Raw genomic sequence first — 22,289 nt, forward strand, 5'->3', positions numbered from 1 at the left:
TAATATACGACTATGGAATTAGAATTAGAACCATTGAATTTTCCTAGTGATCAGGAACGCCCTTGCGTCATTGCCGGCCCTTGCTCGGCAGAGACAGAAGAGCAGGTTATGACTACCGCTAAGCAGTTGGCTGCCAAAGGTTGCCACATGTTCCGCGCCGGTGTGTGGAAGCCACGCACCAAACCGGGAGGCTTCGAGGGTAACGGCGAAAAAGCCTTGCCTTGGATGAAGCAGGTGAAGGAAGAAACAGGCATGCTGACAGCTACTGAGGTGGCTACCCCAGAGCATGTAGAGCTCGCACTGAAATATGGAATCGACATTCTGTGGGTAGGCGCACGTACATCTGCCAACCCATTCGCCATGCAGGCACTTGCCGACAGTCTTCAGGGCGTAGACGTGCCTGTGCTCGTTAAGAACCCGGTAAACCCAGACCTCGAGCTCTGGATCGGTGCCCTGCAGCGCATCAACCAGGCAGGCATCAAGAAACTCGGTGCCATCCACCGCGGATTCTCCAGCTTCGACAAGAAGATTTACCGCAACCTTCCTATGTGGCAGATTCCTATCGAGTTGCACCGCCGCATACCACAGTTGCCAATCATCTGCGACCCTAGCCACATCGGCGGCCGACGCGACCTCATCGCTCCTCTCTGCCAGCAGGCAATGGACTTAGGTTTCGACGGCCTCATCGTTGAGAGCCACTGCAGCCCAGACGATGCATGGAGCGATGCCAAGCAGCAGGTTACCCCAGAGGTGCTGGATTACATCCTCAGCCTCCTCGTAGTGCGCGATGAGCATTATTCTACAGAGGGTCTGCACCAGCTGCGCGGTCAGATTGACGAGTGCGACAACCAGCTGATGGATCTCCTGGCTAAGCGTATGCGCGTTTGCCGCGAGATTGGTACTTACAAGAAGGAGCACAACATGACCATCGTTCAGACCAGCCGTTACAACGAGATTCTCGACAAGCGTGGTGCCCAGGCTGCCCTCTGCGGCATGAGCCCTGAGTTTGCCGCTCAGATTTTCGAGCACATCCATGAGGAGAGTGTCCGCCAGCAATTGGAAATTCTGAACCAGAAGTAAAGGATACTGGCGATGAGAATATTGATTATGGGAGCAGGTAAGATGGGAAGTTTCTTCATCGACCTGCTCAGTTTCGACCACGAGGTGGCGGTTTACGAGAAGGATGCCAAGCGACTGCGCTTCACCTACAACTGTTACCGCTTCACCAAGATGGAAGAGATAGAGATGTTCCGCCCCGAACTGGTTATCAATGCGGTGACGGTAAAATATACGCTGCCAGCCTTCGAAGAGGTGTTGCCACATCTCTCTCACGACTGCATTATCAGCGACATAGCTTCGGTAAAGACCGGACTGCAGGAGTTTTACGAGAAGAGCGGTTTCCGCTTCGTGAGCACGCACCCTATGTTCGGCCCAACCTTTGCCAATCTGAACCAGCTTTCAGAGGAGAATGCAGTCATCATCAAGGAGGGTGACTACATGGGCAAGATATTCTTCAAGGACCTCTACCAGAAGTTGGGGTTGAGTCTGCATGAGTATACATTTGATGAGCACGACCAGACGGTGGCCTACTCGCTGAGTATTCCTTTCGTGAGCACCTTTGCCTTTGCGGCAGTGATGAAGCACCAGGATGCTCCGGGCACCACCTTCAAGCGCCACATGCAGATAGCCAAGGGCGTGCTCAACGAAGATGATTACCTGTTGCAGGAAATCCTCTTCAACCCATACACATCGGGTCAAGTGGCACAGATCAGAGAGGAGCTTGCTGAGCTCATCGACATCATTGACCACAAGGATGCGAAGCGTATGAAACTCTTCCTTACCAAGATACGTAATCATGTGAAGGAAGATATTGAGATTAAAGAAAAATAATTAATATGTTTTTAGAGGGGGGAGCACTTATATGATTTCCCCCCATCCGTAAATTTGCAGGTTTTGCATGTGAATGTAGAACTTTCGAGAATTATATTAACACTCAAAAAGCCTTGCATGTGAATGTAGGGCTTTATTTTTGTAGATAATAAGGAAAAAAGCGGGAAAAATGAAAATATGTAAGGAGGATGGGCAATTTATGAAATATTATTTGTACCTTTGCACCCACAAATCAAAGGATAGATTGTAGAATCAATAAAACAGGAGAGCAGTTCTATTATGAGTGAACAGAAAGAAATGAAAAATATGAAGAATGATGCAGCTGAACAGCAGACAGATGCTGCTGCCTTCCAGGTAGTGAACGAGGGTTTTTCAACCCACGAGGCCATTGAAGAGGCAAAACGCTGCCTACACTGCAAGATTCCGCAGTGCAAGAAGGGATGCCCGATAGGCAACGACATACCTGATTTCGTACACGAACTCTCTATGGGTAACATGGGTGCGGCGATGAGCATCATCAATGCCAAGAGCAACCTGCCGGCCATCTGCGGCCGTGTATGCCCTCATGAGAAACAGTGTCAGGGCAACTGCGTGCTCGGAAAGAAAGGCAAACCGGTACAGATCGGCAAACTGGAGCAGTTTATTGCCGATTTTGATACCAAAATGAACCTTTCGCGCGAGATGTTGCCACAGAAAACACGTGGCCGTGTGGCAGTCATCGGTTCGGGTCCAGCGGGCTTGACCGTAGCCGGCGATCTGGCGCGTCAGGGCTTCAACGTCACCATTTTCGAGGGCCAGGCTGAGCCGGGAGGCGTGTTGATGTATGGTATTCCTGAGTATCGCTTGCCTAAGTCGGTAGTGCGCGATGAGGTGGCTAAGATTGCTGCCCTCGGCGTGCAGTTTATCACCAACTGCATGGTGGGTGAGAACAATGTAACCATCGACAGTCTGTTCCGTGCAGGCTACGACGCCATCTTTATGGGCACAGGTACCAGCGTGCCTCAGAACATGGACTCTACACCGGGCTCAAAACTCCACGGTGTGAGCCAGAGTACTTACTTTCTGCATAACGTGAATGCCTATAACGAAGGCGCTTTGACCCGCGACATGGTTCCGCTGCGCGACGGCGAGAAGGTGGGTGTCATTGGCGGCGGAAACGTGGCTATGGATGCTGCCCGTACTGCTATCCGTCTGGGTGCCGATGTTACCGTGCTGTATCGTAAGACCCAGGAAGAGATGCCTGCCATCAAGAGCGAATATGAAGATGCTGTGAAGGAAGGCGTGAAATTTGAGTGGAAAACTACCGTCGAGGTCTTTCTGAAGGGCAAAAACGGCCGTCTGGGAAGCTGTGTTCTGAACACTCCTGAGGGTGAAAGGGTAGAAAAATTCGACAGAATCTATCTCGCCATCGGTTCAAGACCAGCCAACCGTATCGTTTCTACCACTGCCGGAATCGAGGTGGATGAGAAGGGATATGTAAAAGTTGTTGAACGTCCGTTCGGTATGACCACCCGTCGCGGTGTGTTTGCCGGAGGTGATGTGGTACACCGTCCGCAGACTGTAGTCCTGGCAATGAAGGCTGCCAAGGAGGTGGCTCAGGGCATCGCTCAGTATGTAGATGCCATCAAGCTTCTTGAAGAGGCTAAGAGAATCGAGCAACGTGGAATAGTCGAATAATCAAATGAATTCAATAGAATTAAGTGAATTATTTCTGCAGTAACGGTACTGCTTTTACTGGGATTTGTCACTAGGCTCGGCAGATGTGCTGACTGCAGTCGGCAGACCTGCTGACTAGGCTCGGCAGAGCTGCTGAGCCTAGTGGTAATATCTGGGAAACTATGTGTTTTGACTAAAAAGACTATATGCAAGAACTCTAAAGGCTATATGCTTTTACTTATAAAAATATTTCTTAGTTTGAAAACACCATATCTTTCCTTTGAATGATACTATATAAATAGACCAACTGTTATAGACGCTTAATTTTTTTACATTACTCTTTAAATGAACTTAAACTTCTTGGGGAATTTAATGAAGTATCAGATTTAATCATTACTTTTGTATCAGATTCATATTAATAAGAAGAAGTAATTTGTCTGGTACAAAGAAAAGATATAAATCAGAGAAAGAGCATGAAGCGTATCATATTGATTTTAACAGTATTGCTTGCCATGTTAGGGCAGGTAGCCTATGCGCAGAAAACGTGTGTCATCGCATCGGCAGAAAATCATGTGCCTATTCGTGAAGCACTTATTCATACCAATAACAATCATTGGGCAAGAACAGATTATCGGGGCTATTGGACGATGCGCTATCAGTTTGATTCAGCAACCGTATCGAAACCTGGTTTTATGAAGGCAACTATCCGGTACAAGGAACTGCCGGATACTCTGTTTCTCTTGCCGGATGCCAAACAATTAGGCGAAGTGACAGTTTGGGGCAAGAATCAGGAAGGCATCAAAAACATGGAAGAGGATATTCAGGAGAAGATAAACTCTTTGCCAACTTCATCTGCTGGCATTGGTTTTGATGCTTTCGGATGGATGGATAAACAGGGAAAACGTGATAAGAAACATCTGCAACAGGCTAAAAAGGTATTTGAAAAAATGGAACATAAGGATCCTGTGGTAGCTGCTTATGAAAAAGCAACGGGGAAAAAGTATGAATTGACTAATCCGTATGATGTCTCGGCTTTTAAGAAAGATCCTCCTTCTGAAATGGCTACAGAAGAGGAAAAAGCAACTTCTGATGCTGAATCAAAATCGAAAAAGAAGTAGAATCCTGAAAAATAAGCACAAGAGTAAACTGAAGAAATGAACTCGGGAAAGGCAGAGCGACAGCTATTTTAGCCGACGGGATAAAAAAAAGCATAAACAAGTTGGCTTTCTCGAAAAAAAGTCGTATCTTTGTAGCCAAAAATATAAAGAAAGAAAAATGTTTGAAAATTTAAGTGATAGACTGGAACGCTCGTTCAAAATCTTGAAGGGCGAGGGAAAAATTACAGAAATCAACGTGGCGGAAACCATGAAGGATGTGCGCCGTGCACTCCTCGACGCCGACGTAAACTATAAAGTGGCTAAGGAATTCACCAACAAGGTGAAGGAGAAAGCACTCGGCATGAATGTACTTACTGCCGTAAAGCCGGGACAGTTGATGATCAAGTTGGTGCACGATGAACTGGAAGAACTCATGGGCGGTGAAGAAGCCCCATTGAAGCTCGAAAGCCATCCGGCCATCATCCTCATGAGCGGTCTGCAGGGTTCGGGTAAGACTACCTTCAGTGGCAAGCTTGCCAACATGCTCAAGACCAAGAAAGGCAAGAAGCCATTGCTCGTGGCCTGCGACGTTTACCGTCCGGCAGCTATCCAGCAGCTCCATGTAGTGGGTGAGCAGGTGGGTGTTCCGGTATACAGCGAGCCAGAGAACAAGGATGTGCTCAGTATCGCCGACCATGCTATCCAGCAGGCCAAGACTAACGGCAATGATGTGGTAATCGTCGATACAGCCGGACGTCTCGCCATTGATGAGCAGATGATGAACGAGATCAGCAATCTCAAGAATCATCTCCGTCCAGACGAAACCCTTTTCGTGGTTGACTCCATGACCGGTCAGGATGCCGTAAACACAGCTAAGGAATTCAACGACCGCCTCGACTTCAATGGCGTTGTTCTCACCAAGCTCGATGGTGATACCCGCGGTGGTGCTGCCCTCAGTATCCGTACCGTGGTAACCAAGCCAATCAAGTTTATAGGTACCGGCGAGAAGATGGACGCCATTGACGTGTTCCACCCAGCTCGTATGGCAGACCGAATCCTCGGCATGGGTGACGTGGTATCCCTCGTAGAGCGCGCACAGGAGCAGTTCGACCTGGAAGAGGCCAAGAAACTGGAGAAGAAGATCAGAAAGAACCAGTTCGACTTCAACGATTTCTACAACCAGATCCAGCAGATCAAGAAGATGGGTAACATCAAGGACTTGGCAGCGATGATTCCGGGCGTTGGTAAGGCTATCCGCGACGTAGATATCCCAGAGGATGCATTCAAGGGCGTAGAGGCCATCATCCAGAGTATGACTCCTAAGGAGCGCACCAACCCAGCCATCCTCAACACATCACGCCGCCAGCGTATCGCTAAGGGTTCGGGCACCAACATTCAGGAGGTGAACAAACTCATCAAGCAGTTTGACCAGACCCGCAAGATGATGCAGATGATGACCGGCAACAAAATGGCGCAGATGATGAGCCGCATGAAGGGTATGCCAGGCATGCCTAAGATGCCGGGAATGTAAATCAGTTGATAGTTAATAGTTTATAGCGGCTTTGCCGTATAGCAAACTTGCGATAGGCAAGAATGCCCATAAAGCAAGAATGCCCTATAAACTATAAATTATAAATTATAAACTAAAGAAAAAATGGAGCTTATAGACGGAAAGGCGACGGCAGCCGCCATCAAGGAACAGATAGCCCAGGAGGTGGCACAGATTGTTGCCGCCGGTGGCAAGCAGCCACACCTGGTAGCCGTGCTCGTAGGGCACGACGGAGGCAGCGAAACCTATGTGAAGAACAAGGTGCTGGCCTGTGAGAAGTGTGGATTTAAGTCGACCCTCATCCGTTATGAGGAGGATGTTACCGAAGAAGAGCTCCTGCAGTGTGTAGACAAGCTGAACCAGGATGATGATGTTGACGGATTCATCGTTCAGCTTCCTCTGCCTAAGCACATCGATGAGCAGAAGGTGACCATGGCAATAGATTACCGCAAGGATGTAGACGGATTCCACCCGGTAAACGTGGGCAGAATGTCGCTCGGCATGCCTTGTTTCATCTCTGCCACTCCGCTCGGTATCCTCACCCTGCTGCAGCATTACAATATTGAGACCAGTGGCAAGAAATGCGTCATTCTGGGCAGAAGCAACATCGTAGGCAAGCCAATGGCTCAGCTGATGATGCAGAAGCAGTATGGCGATGCTACCGTTACCGTATGCCACTCCCATTCCAAGAATTTGAAGAAAGAGTGTCAGGAGGCAGATATCATCATCGCAGCCATAGGCCGTCCTGATTTCGTGACAGCCGATATGGTGAAGCCGGGAGCCGTAGTCATTGATGTGGGTACCACCCGCGTGCCTGATGCTACGAAGAAGAGCGGCTTCCGCTTGAATGGTGATGTGAAATTCGACGAGGTGGCAGAGAAGTGTTCCTTCATCACTCCTGTTCCGGGAGGCGTTGGTCCGATGACCATCTGTTCGCTGATGAAGAATACGCTGGCTGCCGGCAAGAAGGAATATTACAGCTAGAAAGAAGATAATTATTTCAGAAAGAAGCAGTGCTTAAGTCACTGCATACTTGATTTTTTATAACTCTCTAATTTGTGGGGCAGGGTGCAGTGATGCACTCTGCCTTTTTATCAAGCCGAGAGAAAAAGTGTAAAATGAACAAACAATATTAATCTAAAAATATAGAAACATGATAAAACTAAAGTACATATTTACATCAGCGCTGCTCGTGGCAGCTGCCAGTGCCAGTCAGGCTGTCAGCAGGCAGCAGATGCAGAAGCAAATAGACAAGGATGCCCCTGCATACACCATACAGGGCAAGGACTCCATCTGCCAGATATTCATCTATTCGCCAGCACCCAACCAGGGCTTGCATCTGGCTTATTTCACCGACGATGAGCGTTGGGTGGATGTAGGACAGCTCTGCGCCAGCGACTACGGTCCGTGGGGAGCTGAAAAGAAGATGTATAACCCCTTCGTGGTAAAAGCCAACGACGGCACATGGCGCGCACTCTGGAGCGTGAACCAGCATGCACCGCAGTTTGCCGTAGCCTATTCAGAAGACCTCATCACCTGGCGCCCGCAGGATTATCCCATCATCCGCGAAAAGGGCGTGAAGGATGTGGCTGCCTATCAGATGGATGACGGCAACTTCGACATCTATCTCAAGACATCCAAAGGCAAGCGATACGTACAGGCAAGCAATGATTTCCGTACCTTTAAGGAAGATACGCTGGAGGCTTCAGCTGATGAGATACTCTGGCAGCGCGACACCGCAACCATAGGCGGAAAACTCTTCCAGGGCTGCGATTTCGAGGTGCCGGCAGTGCATCTCAACTACATCCGTTCCTGGTTCCACGCCCTTTCTGAAGAGGCAAAACTCAACGCCCAGCCGATACCGAAGACCGATTCCGACCTCGCAGCTTATGCCAAGGACAACCACATCGACCTGCCGAAAGATTCGGAAATCCCTGCCAACCTCAGCATCAATCCACAGAAATCCCACCGCATCTCCAACAAGCTGATGGGTATCTTCTTCGAAGACATCAGCCGCGCTGCCGACGGAGGACTCTCTGCAGAAATGTTGCAGAACGGCGACTTTGAGTATAACAAGGAAGACCACCGCCATCAGTGGAATGCCACCACGGCATGGGTGGGGGTAGAGAAAAAGGGCATCGCCACCGAAAACGGGGTGAGCCAGAATAATCCTCATTACGCCGTTCTGGGCGCTACACCTATTTATAATATAGGTTGGGACGGCATTGCCATACGTCGCGGAGCTGCCGTTGAGGGCAAGGAGGGTAAGCATCAGCCGGCCATCTACGAGGTGAGCCTGCACGCCCGCTGCATCGATGCCAAGAAGAAAGACCTCACTCTGGCGCTCGTAAACCAGGAGGGATTGCCGGTATGCCAGGCCAAGATTAAGGTGCAGGGAACTGACTGGAAGGAATATAAGGCGCAGCTCATCGTGACCGATAAATATGAGGGCGAACTCGCCAGCGAAGCCATCACCAAGGAAGGCAAGCTGGGCAAGAACATCCGGTTCGCCATCTTGCCTAAGGGCGAGCAGAAAGTGGCGGTAGACTTGGTAAGTCTCAAACCACAAGATACTTACAAGGGTCATGGACTGCGTAAAGACCTTGCCGAGGCCATTGCCGACCTGAAGCCTCGCTTCGTGCGTTTTCCGGGCGGCTGCATGCTCCACGGTCAGGGGCTCAAGAACATTTACCACTGGAAGGAGAGCGTGGGTCCGCAGAAAGATCGCAAGCCAGCCTACAACATCTGGGGATACCATCAGACCCGCCAGCTGGGTTTCTATGAGTATTTCCAGTGGTGCGAGGATATGGGAGCCGAGCCTCTGCCTGTATTGGCGGCAGGTGTTCCTTGTCAGAACTCTGTGGCAGATGAGCGCGGAGTGGCTGGTCAGCAGGGCGGAATCCCGATGAGCGAGATGCCGCAGTATATTCAGGACGTGCTAGACCTGGTAGAATGGGCGAATGGCGACCCTGCCACCTCTAAGTGGGCTAAGATGAGAGCCGATGCGGGTCATCCGGCTCCGTTCAACCTCAAGATGATAGGCATCGGCAACGAAGACCTCATCTCTACCGATTTCGAGCAGCGCTATCTGATGATCTGCAAGGCAGTGAAGCAGAAATATCCTCAGATAGAGGTGGTGGGTACCGTAGGTCCGTTCCACTTCCCGTCTTCCGATTATATTGAGGGTTGGAAGATTGCCCGCGAAAACAAGCGCTGGATTGCTGCCGTAGACGAGCATTATTACGAGCAGCCGGGCTGGTTCCTGAACCATCAGGATTATTACGACCATTACGACCGCAAGGCTCCTAAGGTTTATCTGGGCGAATATGCATCTCGCGGTGCCAATGCGGTAGACAATGCGCTGGCTGAGGGCATCCACCTCTGCAATGTGGAGCGCAACGGCGATGTGGTAGAAATGACCTCCTATGCTCCTCTCTTGTGTAAGGACGGATACAGCAACTGGCAGCCGGACATGATTTACTTTGATAATAATAATGTACGCGCGAGCGAGAGCTACAAGATGCAGAAGATGTTCGGTCAGCATGCCGGTGACCTCTACATCTCATCCGTGCTCAGTCTGCCGGATGCGCTGAAGAAATATGTGGGTACCAGTGTGGTGAAGGATTCTAAATCGGGCAAAACCTGGCTTAAAGTGGTGAATGCCTTGCCTCGCACGCTGAAACTCTCGGTTTCTGGTTTGGGCAACAAGCAGGTAACCATCGCAGGCAGAAGCGCTCAGGTTTTCGAACTTTAGCTTTCTTCAGAAGATGTTTTCTGATAGAAACGGATAGAACCAATAATGGTTCAGATTATTCATTTTGAGTAAAATAGAATGGAGAAATAGGATATTAAAATGTTCTTTTTCTCCATTTTTTATGTTTTACAGCATAAAATATGGCTAAAAATTTGGTAGTTAATAATTTTTTTTATTATTTTGCACCCTGAAAATGAAGTTTTAAGTAATTTATATAAAATCAAATTTTAGAGAGAAAATGAAAAAGTTAGTATTAATGTTTGCTGCTGCCGTAATGGCAGTATCTGCATCTGCTCAGACTACACAGGAGAGCAAGTTCTTTGACAATTGGTATCTTGGTGTAAACGTTGGAGCTGCTACAAAGACTACTCACAATGCATGGTTCAAGAACGTAAATCCTTCAGTAGGTGTACGTCTCGGAAAGTGGTTTACTCCAGTTTGGGGTGCTGCTGTAGAGGCTGACCTCTATGCTCGTAACCGCAACCTGCCTTTTACACATAAGACTTTGGTTCGTGGTGCAAGCGGTAAGTTCATCGGTACTATCAATGCAACAAACCTCTTCTTGGGTTACAAGGGTGAGCCACGTAAATTCGAAATCATCCCATTGGCAGGCATCGGTGGTTACCACTCTTTCAACCTTCATAATGGCAACCTCAATGCCCTCACAGCTAACGCAGGTGTTGACTTTGCATTCAACCTTGGCGCAAACAAGGCTTGGCAGGTATATGTAGAGCCATCTATGAATTGGTTCCTTCACGACAACAAGAGTGCTTGCAATGGTTGCCAGTTTGATGTTAACAAGTCTGCTTTCCAGGTTAAGGTGGGTGTTAACTACAAGTTCAAGGGTTCTAACAACTCTCACAACTTCACTATCGTAACTCCACGCGACCAGAACGAGATTGATGGTTTGAATGGTCAGATCAACAACCTCCGCAACGACTTGAATAGCAAGGATTCTGAACTCGCAGCTAAGGACAAGCAGATCAAGGATCTCCAGAATGCGCTCAATGAGTGCCAGAAGGCTCCTAAGTATGTAAAGCCAGCTACTGCTACCAATTTGCAGCCAACAGTATTGTTTACTGTAGGTAAGTCAAAAGTAGAGCGTAGCCAAATGCCAAACATCGAGATGATTGCTCAGTATATGAAGAATCATCCAAATGCTAAGGTTGAAATTAAGGGTTATGCATCTCCAGAGGGTTCTAAGGAACTTAACCAGAAACTTTCTGAGGCTCGTGCCAATGCTGTAAAGAACATTCTCGTTAAGACTTACAAGATTAGCGCAAATCGTCTTCAGGCTAAGGGTATGGGTGCTACTGACAAGCTCTTCAAGCAGGTTGAGTTCAACCGTGTTGCTACATTCAATGATAACAATGCAGCTGAATAAAGAAATAAGTAGTTTCAGATATTTGGTCTTGTGACCAGGTCCTCCTAAACTTCGGTTTAGGAGGATTTTTTTTTCTTCTTACCTTTCTTACATGTCTGGCCGCCTCGCTTTATACTTTTTCGTCAGGTAATCTTAATAAGATAAGAGTTCAGTGTGGTTAATAAGCTCTTTCTTGTTTTTTTTGCACAAAATCAGCAGAAATGAGTATCTATCGTGATAAATTGTAAGCATTTTATTTATTTTTCTAACAAAAAAACGAAGTTTTCTGAAATTTTATACGAAATTAGTTGGCTATTACATAATTTCTCTGTATCTTTGCAGGCAAATTATAACAAAGGGGCTCGAAAGAGCCCTTTTAAGCAAGAAAATAAAAGAAAATAAAAGATATGAAACATCCATTAAGAAGTAGCGTCTGCACTGAAGGCAGAAGAATGGCAGGTGCCCGAGCACTCTGGGTAGCTGCAGGTATGAAACACGAGCAGTTTGGTAAACCAATCATTGCTATCGTGAACAGCTTTACTCAGTTTGTGCCAGGTCATACCCATCTTCATGAAATCGGTCAGATCGTCAAGAAGGAAATCGAAGCTATGGGGTGCTACGCAGCCGAATTCAATACCATCGCCGTTGACGACGGTATCGCAATGGGACACGACGGAATGCTCTATTCCCTCCCAAGCCGTGATATCATTGCCGACTCTGTAGAATACATGGTCAATGCTCACAAGGCTGACGCCATGATCTGCATCTCAAACTGCGACAAGGTAACCCCAGGTATGCTCATGGCATCTATGCGACTGAACATTCCTACCGTGTTCTGCTCAGGTGGACCTATGGAAGCCGGACGCTGGAAGGGTGAGAACGCCGACTTGATTACAGCTATGATTAAGGGTGCTGATACAAGCGTTTCTGACGAGGAGATGACGCAGATTGAGCAGTGCGCCTGCCCAGGTTGCGGTAGCTGCTCAGGTATGTTTACCGCCAACTCTATGAACTCTCTCACCGAGGCCATCGGTCTGAGCTTGCCAGGTAACGGAACCATTCTTGCTACCCACAAAAACCGCATCCAACTTTTTAAAGATGCAGCACGCCAGATAGTTAAGAACGCTTATGCATATTATGAGGACGGCGACGAGAGCGTATTGCCACGCAATATAGCTACCCGAGACGCATTCCTCAACGCCATGACCCTGGACATCGCCATGGGCGGAAGCACCAACACCGTGCTCCACTTGCTGGCAGTAGCTCAGGAAGCTGGCGCAGACTTCAAGATGGAAGACATCGACCAATTGAGTCGCAAGGTGCCTTGCCTCTGCAAGTTGAGCCCTAACACCCAGAAATATAGTGTACAGGAGTGCAACCGCGCAGGTGGTATCCTCGGTATCCTGAACGAGCTGAACAAGGGCGGTCTGATCAACGGCGCCGTAAAGCGTGTTGACGGCAAAACACTCGATGAGCAGATGAAGAAATACGACATTACCGGCACAGAGATTGATGCCGAGGCTGACAGAATCTACCATTCAGCACCGGGCAGAAAGTTCTCTACCCAGATGGGTAGTCAGGACGCTCAGTGGGAGAGTCTCGACACCGACCGCGCCGAGGGTTGTATCCGCGACCTCGAGCATGCCTACACCAAGGATGGCGGACTGGCAGTGCTCTTCGGTAACATCGCCCAGAATGGTTGCGTAGTGAAGACAGCTGGAGTAGACCCAGTGCTCTGGCATTTTGAGGGTCCAGCCGTATGCTTTGATTCTCAGGAAGATGCATGCGAAGGCATCCTTGGCGGCAAGGTTAACTCAGGCGACTGCGTAGTCATCACCCACGAGGGTCCGAAGGGTGGCCCTGGCATGCAGGAGATGCTCTACCCAACCTCTTACATCAAGAGCCGTCACCTGGGCAAGGAATGTGCCCTCATCACCGATGGCCGCTTCTCAGGCGGTACATCAGGCTTGAGCATCGGTCACATCAGTCCAGAGGCTGCAGCAGGTGGTAACATCGGCAAGATTAAGGATGGCGACATCATCGTCATTGATATCCCTAGCCGCTCCATCAATGTGAAACTCTCTGACGAGGAACTCGCAGCACGCCCACAGCAGCCGCTGAAGCGCAACCGCGTGGTTAGCAAGGCACTGCGCGCTTATGCCCAGAGCGTAAGTTCGGCAGATAAGGGCGGTGTGAGAATCATCGACTAGTCTTCGAGAGTCTTTGAAAAGACAGTTTTTAGAGTCTTTGAGAAAAGAAAAGTTTTTGAATTATTCAGAATAATAACATATAAATGGCAAAAGAAGTAATAACAGGAGCCGAAGCACTGATGCGCTCCCTGAAAAACGAGGATATTAAAACCATCTTCGGATATCCGGGCGGCAGCATCATGCCAGTGTTTGATGCACTGTACGGTTACACGAGAGGTGAAAAGAAGATGTTTGACCACATCTTGGTACGTCACGAGCAGGCTGCTGCTCACGCTGCACAGGGTTATGCCCGAGTCAGCGGCGAAGTGGGCGTCGCTCTTGTCACTAGTGGTCCTGGAGCTACTAATACATTGACCGGCATCGCTGATGCCATGATGGATTCTACACCAATCGTAGTCATCGCCGGACAGGTAGGCGTAGGTGCCCTGGGTACCGATGCTTTCCAGGAGGTAGACCTCGTGGGTGTTACCCAGCCAATCTCCAAGTGGTCTTACCAGATACGCCGTGCCGAGGATGTGGCATGGGCTGTGAGCCGTGCTTTCTACATCGCCCGCAGCGGACGTCCGGGACCTGTGGTGCTCGACTTTACAAAGAATGCGCAGGTGGCTACATGCGAGTGGGAACCAGTGAAATGTGAGAAGGTTACATCTTACAACCCTTATCCTACGATAGATGAAAAGGCGGTGGCTGAAGCTGCCGAACTCATCAACAATGCCAAGAAACCATTCGCCCTCGTGGGTCATGGAGTAGAGCTTGGCGGTGCACATAATGAACTCATCGAATTCCTCGAGAAGGCAGATATCCCTGCCGGCAGAACCCTGCTCGGCCTTTCTGCCCTGCCTAGCAACCACCCGCTCAACATGGGTATGCTCGGCATGCACGGTTCTTATGCTACCAACATGAAGACCCAGGAGTGTGATGTGCTCATCGCCATCGGTATGCGTTTCAGCGACCGTATCACAGGCGTGCCTTCTAAGTATGCTCCCCAGGCCAAGATTATTCACCTGGACATTGACAAGGCTGAGATTGATAAGGTTATCAAGACCGATGTGGCTGTTGTGGGCGACTGCAAACAGAGTCTGCCAGCCATTACCCGTCTGCTGAACAAGAATGTTCACCGCGAGTGGAGAGATTCCTTCGAGGAATACCGCCAGCAGGAACAGGAAAAGGTAATAGAGAAGGATATCCACCCTACAGAGGGACCGCTGCTTATGGGCGAGGTGACCAACGTGGTAACGGAAGCTACTCATAATGAGGCTGTTCTCGTAAACGACGTAGGTCAGAACCAGATGATCAGTAGCCGCTACTTCAAGTTTACCAAGAAGCTGAGCATCGTAACCAGTGGTGGTTTCGGAACCATGGGCTTCGGCCTTCCGGCAGCCATCGGTGCCACCTTCGGAGCTCCCGACCGCACCATCTGCTGTTTCTTCGGCGACGGCGGTTTCCAGATGAACATCCAGGAACTAGGCACCATCATGGAGCAGCAGGCACCGGTAAAGATGATTCTGCTGAACAACAACTATCTGGGCAACGTTCGCCAGTGGCAAGACCTGATGTTCGGCGGCCGTCACTCCTTCACCCACATGATGAATCCTCATTATGCAGAGATTGCCAAGGCCTACGGCATACCATACGATGTGGTAATAGACCGCAAGGACCTTCAGGCTAAGGTGGAGAAGATGATCAGCACCAAGGGTCCTTACCTGTTGGAGTGCGCCATCAAGGAGAATGAAGACATCGTTCCGATGACGCTGCCGGGCAAGAGTGTAGATGAGATGCAACTCGAGTTGAATTATTAAAAGCTTTCGGTTATATATAATAAGGTGTAAATTCCTTCAAGAGGGTGCATCCTCCGAAAAGGAAAGACTCCGAAAAGTAACCGATTATTTTAAAATTTGGAAAAATGGAGAATAACAACGAAAAGAAATTATATACATTGCTTGTTTACTCAGAAAACATTGCCGGTATCCTGAATCAGATTACCGCCGTGTTTACTCGCAGACAGGTAAACATCGAGAGCTTGAATGTTTCGGCCAGCAGTATCAAGAATATACACAAGTATACCATCACGGTTTGGAGTGATGAAGAGCAGATTGAGAAAATCAACAAGGCAATAGAGAAGAAGATTGACGTGGTGAAGAGCGATTACTACTCCGACGACCAGATCTTCATCCATGAAGTGGCTCTCTTCAAGATTTCCACTCCGGTATTGCTCGAAAATCCAGAGGTTTCGCGCACCATCCGCAAGCATGATGCCCGCATGATGGAGGTGAATCCTACCTACAGCACCGTGCTTCTGGCAGGACTTACCGAAGACATCGCCGACCTCTTCCAGCAGCTCAACAGCTACGACTGCCTCCTTCAGTATACCCGAAGTGGCAGAATCGCTGTTACGAGAAGTTTTGACGAACCCATCTCTGATTATCTCAAGCAGAATTCAGAAGATTAGATTTCTTTCATATTTTGATGCCCTTTGTTCCCCTGGCTTCAAACTAGCGGAGCAGGGGGCTTTTTCGGTTTAAAACAACAAGACAAACAACAAGATAAAAGGACGAGACAGGTATTATGGAACAGAAAATATTAGATAAGGTAGGGCGTTACGAATTTCTTTCGGAGCCTTTCCACTGCGATTTCAGCAGCCACCTCTTTATGGGCCATCTCGGAAATCATCTGCTCAATGCTGCCGATTTTCACAGCAACGACCGCGGGTTCGGTATGAACTACCTCATGCCCCGACACAAGACATGGGTTCTCAGCCGACTGGCCATAGAGATGACAGAGATGCCGAAGTCTTACGACCGCTTTGTGGTAGAAACCTGGTGCGAGAGTGCCATGAAATATTTCACATCCCGAGATTTCAAAATCTGCGGCAAGACATCATCATCCGAAGAAGCCAAGGTTTACGGCTACGGCAAGAGCGTGTGGGCAATGATTGATACGGAAACCCGACAGCCTGTTGATATTTTTGAAATTCACGACGGACTCATCAAAGAATATATTGATTCGGAAAAACCTTGTCCTATCCAGGCAAGTTCGAGAGTGAAAATGGGCAAGGATGCCAAGCTGGTGAGAACCATTGACACCTATTATCATGATGTAGATGTTAACGGACACATCAACTCGGTAAAATACATCGAACATATCCTCGACCTCTTTGATCTGGATTATTACAAAAATCACTTTTTGCAAAGATTTGAGATAGCTTACGTAGCAGAAAGTCACCAGGGAGACCAACTTCATTTCTATTTGGAAGAAACAAGTGAGGCAGAAAAAATGCAAGAATACTGCATAAAGATAACAAAAACCGGCAAAAATGACGCAAATGAGGTGGAAGTTGTAAGAAGTAAGGCTAAATTTATTAAAAATTGAAAGAAAAATTTGGTAGTTTCATTTTATTTGCTTACCTTTGCACTCAGAAAATAAGAATAAACCCAGAGCCGCCTTCTTGGATAGGGGGTGGACGGATCAAACAGGCTCTCTTTGGATAAGAATACAGCTCGCATCCGTATGGACAAGTATAACCCGCGGCTCCACAAACGGCAAGCCGCACAAAAAAAATAAAAATTATGGCAGAAATGAATTTCGGTGGCGTAATGGAAACTGTTGTCACCAGTCATGAATTTTCATTGGAGAAAGCACGTGAAGTATTGAAGAACGAAACAATCGCAGTTATCGGTTATGGTATCCAGGGTCCTGGTCAGGCTTGTAACCTTCGCGATAATGGTTTCAACGTCATCGTCGGACAGCGTCAGGGTAAGACCTACGAGAAGTGTCTGAAGGATGGTTGGGTTCCTGGTAAGACTCTGTTCTCTATCGAGGAAGCTGCTGAAAAAGGTACTATCATCTGCATGTTGCTTTCTGATGCCGGTCAGATTGCATGCTGGCCAAAGATTAAGCCACACCTCACAGCAGGTAAGACTTTGTATTATTCACATGGTTTCGCTATCAACTGGAGCGACCGCACAGGCGTTGTTCCACCAAAGGATATTGATGTAATCATGGTTGCTCCTAAGGGTTCTGGTACTTCTCTCCGCACTATGTTCTGTGAGGGTCGTGGTTTGAACTGCTCTTACGCTGTATACCAGGATGCATCTGGCAAGGCAGAGGAGAAGACTATTGCCTTCGGTATCGGTATCGGTGCCGGTTATTTGTTCAAGACAACATTCCAGCGTGAGGCTACTTCTGACCTCACAGGTGAGCGTGGCTCATTGATGGGTGCAATTGAGGGATTGTTGGAGGCACAGTATGACGTGCTCCGCGAGAATGGTCACTCACCATCTGAGGCTTTCAACGAGACTGTTGAGGAGCTCACACAGAGCCTTGGCCCTCTCTTCGGTGCTAAGGGTATGGATTGGATGTATGCTAACTGTTCAACAACAGCTCAGCGTGGTGCTCTTGACTGGGCTCCTCGTTTCCGTGAGGCTATCAAGCCTGTAATGGAGTGGTTGTACTACTCTGTAAAGACTGGTAACGAGGCTCAGATTTCTATCGACAAGAACTCTCAGGCTGATTACCGCGAGAAGTTGAACGCTGAACTCGAGGCTATGCGCAACAAGGAAATGTGGCAGGCTGGTGTTACAGTTCGTAAACTTCGCCCTGAGAATAACTAATTTTTTTCTCGTACATAATGTTGAAAAGGGAATGGCCCGAGAGGTGTCGTTCCCTTTTTTCTGTTTATATGGGGGTATAAGTTGCTGGCATATACAAATCTCGCTGCTGGCGTATGCGAAATCCCAATGCTGGCATATACAAAAAGCCCTGAAAAGGCAAAAGCATCTCTCTTCTGAAAAGCTTTTACTCCTTCAGGACTTATAAGATATTAGGGCTTCATTTCCGGTTTCGGTTCAAGCCGGATTTCATCTTCCTCAACATTCATCATATTCTCCACAACCATTTCTTCAAGAACTGCAGCCATATCTTCTGAATCATATTTCAGTTGGTTTAATTCTGTAATGTCATGTGGCTTTCCGTCTTTCAGCAAGTCTAGAATTTCTGATATAATAGTTTGCTTCTGGGGTATTTTGTGGTCTATGCAGACATCACATATCCCGCAGTCGTCCTTCATTTTCGTTTTTTCGCCAAAATAACTCAGAAGCTGGCGCGAACGGCAGATGCTGTCGTTTTTTGCATAACTGATAATGCTCTTGATGTGGGCAGTAAACTGTTTCTTGCGTACTTCCCATACCTCCTCAGGGATGATAACTCTGAAACCATCTTCCCTAGGACGCGTGTAGCTGATATAAGGTGTCTTGCGGCGGGGAATGAAGTCGATGATGTGGCGGGCACTCAGATTTTTCAGAATCATGTATACCTGCTGACGGTTTAGTTCGCTTACACGCTCTATCAGCGACTCATCAATGTAAACATAGTCGGTAAACAGACCGCCGTAATTACGCAGAAGCCCCGTAATAACAGACTCTTCCTTCTCCGAAACATTCTCTAGCAGATAGAGATCATTTCGGCTGATGTTAAATCTGATTCTTGCTTTTCCGTCAGGATTGTCCTCGTAGTGGATATAGCCTGAGCGCTCCAGAATGCGCAGAGCCGAATCTACGCGAGTAGGGAAGTACTTGTAGGTGAAGCAGAACTTCTCTATCTCGAACATGAAAGTCTGTCCCATTCCGCTTCCAACTGCCACCTGGAAAAAGTAAGCAAGATGCTCGTAAACGTCTTTGATGAATTCTTTGTCTGGAAAGGTTTCGTCTATGCGTTTCATGAGTTTGTTTTCATCGCTCTGGTTGTAGAGCAGCACAGCATAAGCCTTTTCGCCGTCTCTTCCGCCTCGTCCCGCCTCTTGAAAATAGGCTTCCAGTGAATCTGGACAATCTATATGAATTACCATTCTCACATCTGACTTGTCTATTCCCATGCCGAAAGCATTGGTTGCTACCATTACCCTTATCTCGTCATTTTGCCAGTTTTTCTGTCGGATATCCTTCACGTCGGAATCCAGTCCGGCATGGTAAAATGTAGCAGAAATACCTTGTTTGTTCAGAAGTCCTGCCATCTCCTTGGTTCGTTTTCGGCTTCTCGCGTAAATGATTGCTGAGCCTTGGGTACACTGCAGGATATGAACCATTTCGGTCAACTTGTCGTTGGTGGTGCGCACCACATAGGCAAGATTCTTGCGGGCAAAACTCATTTTAAATACGTTTTGCTTCTTGAAGTGAAGTTGGTTCTGGATATCTTCTACTACATCGGGAGTGGCCGTAGCTGTAAGAGCAAGGACTGGTACACCGGGCTTCATATCTCTTATTTTTGCAATTTCGAGATAAGACGGGCGGAAATCGTAACCCCACTGGCTGATGCAGTGAGCTTCATCTACCGTGATGAAACTCACCGTAATGTGGCGCAGTTTAGTTTGGAACAATTCTGAAGAAAGACGTTCTGGTGAAACATACAGAAACTTGATTTCACCGAAAATACAATTTTCCAATATTCGGAGAATCTCTTGGCGCGACAATCCTGTGTAGATGGCTTCAGCCAGGATGTTGCGGGCCTTGAGATGCTGAACCTGATCCTTCATCAGCGCAATGAGTGGAGTTACCACAATGCAGACGCCCTTTTGGGCAAGGGCTGGAACCTGGAAGGTGATGGATTTACCGCCACCTGTAGGCATAAGACCGAGGGTATCCTCACCTCGGGCTATACTCTCGATGATGTCTCGTTGTATGCCGCGAAAGTCAGGATACCCCCAATATGTACGTAGTATTTCTTGATATTTATCTGCCATTTTTTGAAACTTTTGCCCTTGCAGATTTCGATGCTTTTGCGTCCTGACGGATTTGCTCTACAAATCCGTGTAATCCGAGTAATCAGTGCCTAATCCATGCATAGAGCTAAGTACCTCATCCTTCGTTTGGACGGATGTCTTCTATCTGAAGTTGAACTTGGTTTTTCTTAAAAATATTCTCTTCTATGGTGAAGGCTATGTCGAAACTTCGCTTACTCTTGATGTAGCGGGCAGCTGCACTCTGACCGAAAGCGATGCCGTTTAAGACCGTGCTCGATTTTGAGTCTACCAGTTCCAACTTGATGTGTTCCTGTTCTCTGCCCACCACCTTGCTGGTACCATAATCATATACCCGGTTGGTGCAGAAAATAGGTTTCTGGTTACATGGACCGAAAGGAGAGAAGCGCTTCAAGTCGGCCTGCAGATGCTTGGTAATGTCTTTAAAGTCAATTTCAGCATCTATGTTGAGCATCGGTTCTGTCTGTTGAGGCGAAATATGCTCTTCTACATAATGCTGGAACCTGTCTCTGAACTCTCTAACCTTATCCCACTTCAAGGTAAGTCCGGCAGCATAGGTATGACCACCGAAATTGAGCAGGAGGTCGCGGCAACTCTTGATGGCTGAGTAGATGTCAAATCCCGTTACGCTACGTGCTGAACCTGTAGCCATATCACCATCCCGGGTCAGAACAATGGTAGGGCGGAAGTAGATTTCGGTGAGTCGGGAAGCAACAATGCCAATGACTCCCTTTTTCCAACCTTCATCATAGAGCACGATGCTGGAGTTGTGTTTCATGCTTTCCAGACGCGATACGATGCCGTTGGCTTCTTCAGTCATCTGCTTGTCTATGTCTTTGCGCTGCTCATTGTACTCATTGATGTGTCTGGCCATGCGCAGGGCTGAGGAATAGTCTCTTTCTACCAGCAGATCTACGCTCAGCTTGCCGTTCTCCATTCTGCCTGAAGCATTGATGCGGGGACCAATCTTGAACACAATATCGCTCATAGAGAGCTCGCGTCCGTTCAGTCCGCAGATGTCGATGATGGATTTCAGACCGATACTTGGGTTGGTATTCAGCAACTTAAGACCATGGAAGGCGAGTATTCTGTTCTCATCTACCACCGGCACAATGTCGGCAGCAATACTCACGGCGCAGAAGTCGAGCAGAGGAATGAGCCTGGAGAACGGAATGTTGTTGTTCTTGGCAAAAGCCTGCATAAACTTGAATCCTACACCGCATCCGCAGAGATGCTTGAATGGGAAAGGATCGTCAGGACGCTTCGGATTGAGTATGGCCACAGCAGGTGGCATCACATCGTCAGGAACGTGATGGTCGCAGATGATGAAGTCTATTCCCAGACTCTTGGCATATTCTATCTCCTGAATAGCCTTGATTCCGCAGTCTAGAATAATAATCAGTTTTACACCAGTCTGATGAGCAAAATCAATTCCTTTCTTACTCACTCCGTAACCTTCGTCGTAGCGATCGGGAATGTAGTAGTCGATGTTTGAATAGAATTGCTGCAAGAATTTGTACACCAGGGCAACGGCGGTGCATCCGTCTACGTCATAGTCTCCGTAAACAAGGATACGTTCCTTTCTACCCATAGCATCGTTCAGGCGGTCTACGGCAATATCCATGTCTTTCATCAGGAATGGATTGATGAGATCTGAGAGTTGTGGACGGAAGAACCGTTTGGCTGCAGACTCTGTCGTAATCTCGCGCTTGATGAGCAAATGGGCAAGAACTGGGCTCATATTTAGCTTGGCGCCTAATTCTTCAGCTGCTTTTTGCTGTTCAGGTGTTGGTGATTCGTAATTCCATTTAAAATGCATTTTAATTATTTTTTATTTCTGCCCCCAAAGTTACGAAAATAAAATGACAAAAGGAAATGTTTAGGGAGGAATTTTACTAAATTACCTAGAAATAAGTAAAAATAAGACTTGTTGGCAACCCAAAATAAGTAAATAAGAGATTTTCTTGGCAACAAAAAAGGCAGCAAACTCATCGGTTTGCTGCCCCTTGAATATTTTTG

At 47.9% G+C, this 22,289-nt stretch carries 15 protein-coding genes; 13 read left to right on the forward strand and 2 right to left on the reverse strand.

Annotated features, from left to right (window positions below; all coding sequences use genetic code 11):
- Positions 1 to 12: 12 nt before the first annotated feature.
- The 13 genes from F7D47_RS02580 to ilvC all read left to right on the forward strand — a co-directional run bounded on the left by F7D47_RS02580 (position 13) and on the right by ilvC (position 18,129).
- Positions 13 to 1,080: a bifunctional 3-deoxy-7-phosphoheptulonate synthase/chorismate mutase type II gene (locus F7D47_RS02580; protein ID WP_118065221.1), complete on the forward strand. Its 1,068-nt coding sequence runs from the start codon at positions 13 to 15 to the stop codon at positions 1,078 to 1,080.
- Positions 1,081 to 1,092: 12 nt separating this feature from the next.
- Positions 1,093 to 1,890 carry a prephenate dehydrogenase/arogenate dehydrogenase family protein gene (locus F7D47_RS02585; RefSeq protein WP_022120890.1) on the forward strand — a complete coding sequence of 266 codons (798 nt, stop codon included), beginning with the start codon at positions 1,093 to 1,095 and terminating at the stop codon, positions 1,888 to 1,890.
- Positions 1,891 to 2,196: 306 nt separating this feature from the next.
- Positions 2,197 to 3,567 (forward strand): NAD(P)-dependent oxidoreductase, encoded by a 1,371-nt coding sequence (locus tag F7D47_RS02590; RefSeq protein ID WP_153086476.1) that lies wholly within the window; start codon positions 2,197 to 2,199, stop codon positions 3,565 to 3,567.
- A gap of 452 nt (positions 3,568 to 4,019) precedes the next feature.
- On the forward strand, positions 4,020 to 4,664 hold the full coding sequence (locus F7D47_RS02595) for a hypothetical protein (protein ID WP_153086326.1): 645 nt from the start codon (positions 4,020 to 4,022) through the stop codon (positions 4,662 to 4,664).
- A gap of 157 nt (positions 4,665 to 4,821) precedes the next feature.
- Positions 4,822 to 6,174: a signal recognition particle protein gene (ffh, locus tag F7D47_RS02600; RefSeq protein ID WP_153073190.1), complete on the forward strand. Its 1,353-nt coding sequence runs from the start codon at positions 4,822 to 4,824 to the stop codon at positions 6,172 to 6,174.
- Between the two features lie 123 nt (positions 6,175 to 6,297).
- The gene (gene folD, locus F7D47_RS02605; RefSeq protein ID WP_153086325.1) at positions 6,298 to 7,176 is read left to right on the forward strand and encodes a bifunctional methylenetetrahydrofolate dehydrogenase/methenyltetrahydrofolate cyclohydrolase FolD; all 879 of its coding nucleotides are present in this window, start codon (positions 6,298 to 6,300) and stop codon (positions 7,174 to 7,176) included.
- A gap of 169 nt (positions 7,177 to 7,345) precedes the next feature.
- Positions 7,346 to 9,946 (forward strand): alpha-L-arabinofuranosidase C-terminal domain-containing protein, encoded by a 2,601-nt coding sequence (locus F7D47_RS02610; protein WP_153086324.1) that lies wholly within the window; start codon positions 7,346 to 7,348, stop codon positions 9,944 to 9,946.
- A 238-nt stretch (positions 9,947 to 10,184) separates the two neighbouring features.
- Positions 10,185 to 11,330 carry an OmpA family protein gene (locus F7D47_RS02615; protein WP_117728068.1) on the forward strand — a complete coding sequence of 382 codons (1,146 nt, stop codon included), beginning with the start codon at positions 10,185 to 10,187 and terminating at the stop codon, positions 11,328 to 11,330.
- Between the two features lie 386 nt (positions 11,331 to 11,716).
- Positions 11,717 to 13,519: a dihydroxy-acid dehydratase gene (gene ilvD / locus F7D47_RS02620; protein ID WP_040552905.1), complete on the forward strand. Its 1,803-nt coding sequence runs from the start codon at positions 11,717 to 11,719 to the stop codon at positions 13,517 to 13,519.
- An 83-nt stretch (positions 13,520 to 13,602) separates the two neighbouring features.
- Positions 13,603 to 15,318 (forward strand): biosynthetic-type acetolactate synthase large subunit, encoded by a 1,716-nt coding sequence (gene ilvB / locus F7D47_RS02625; protein ID WP_153086323.1) that lies wholly within the window; start codon positions 13,603 to 13,605, stop codon positions 15,316 to 15,318.
- A gap of 104 nt (positions 15,319 to 15,422) precedes the next feature.
- Positions 15,423 to 15,968: an acetolactate synthase small subunit gene (gene ilvN, locus F7D47_RS02630; RefSeq protein WP_022121921.1), complete on the forward strand. Its 546-nt coding sequence runs from the start codon at positions 15,423 to 15,425 to the stop codon at positions 15,966 to 15,968.
- A 116-nt stretch (positions 15,969 to 16,084) separates the two neighbouring features.
- Positions 16,085 to 16,888: an acyl-[acyl-carrier-protein] thioesterase gene (locus F7D47_RS02635; protein ID WP_022121920.1), complete on the forward strand. Its 804-nt coding sequence runs from the start codon at positions 16,085 to 16,087 to the stop codon at positions 16,886 to 16,888.
- Between the two features lie 197 nt (positions 16,889 to 17,085).
- Complete coding sequence (gene ilvC, locus F7D47_RS02640; RefSeq protein ID WP_089543564.1) at positions 17,086 to 18,129, forward strand: ketol-acid reductoisomerase; 1,044 nt, start codon at positions 17,086 to 17,088, stop codon at positions 18,127 to 18,129.
- A gap of 209 nt (positions 18,130 to 18,338) precedes the next feature.
- Here ilvC and F7D47_RS02645 read toward each other — a convergent pair whose 3' ends face one another.
- Positions 18,339 to 20,252, reverse strand: a complete 1,914-nt coding sequence (locus F7D47_RS02645; protein WP_022121918.1) for a RecQ family ATP-dependent DNA helicase — start codon at positions 20,250 to 20,252, stop codon at positions 18,339 to 18,341.
- A gap of 115 nt (positions 20,253 to 20,367) precedes the next feature.
- The gene (gene recJ, locus F7D47_RS02650; protein ID WP_006847382.1) at positions 20,368 to 22,089 is read right to left on the reverse strand and encodes a single-stranded-DNA-specific exonuclease RecJ; all 1,722 of its coding nucleotides are present in this window, start codon (positions 22,087 to 22,089) and stop codon (positions 20,368 to 20,370) included.
- Positions 22,090 to 22,289: the final 200 nt, after the last annotated feature.

The organism is Segatella copri, assembly GCF_009494835.1.
Lineage (GTDB): Bacteria > Bacteroidota > Bacteroidia > Bacteroidales > Bacteroidaceae > Prevotella > Prevotella copri_F.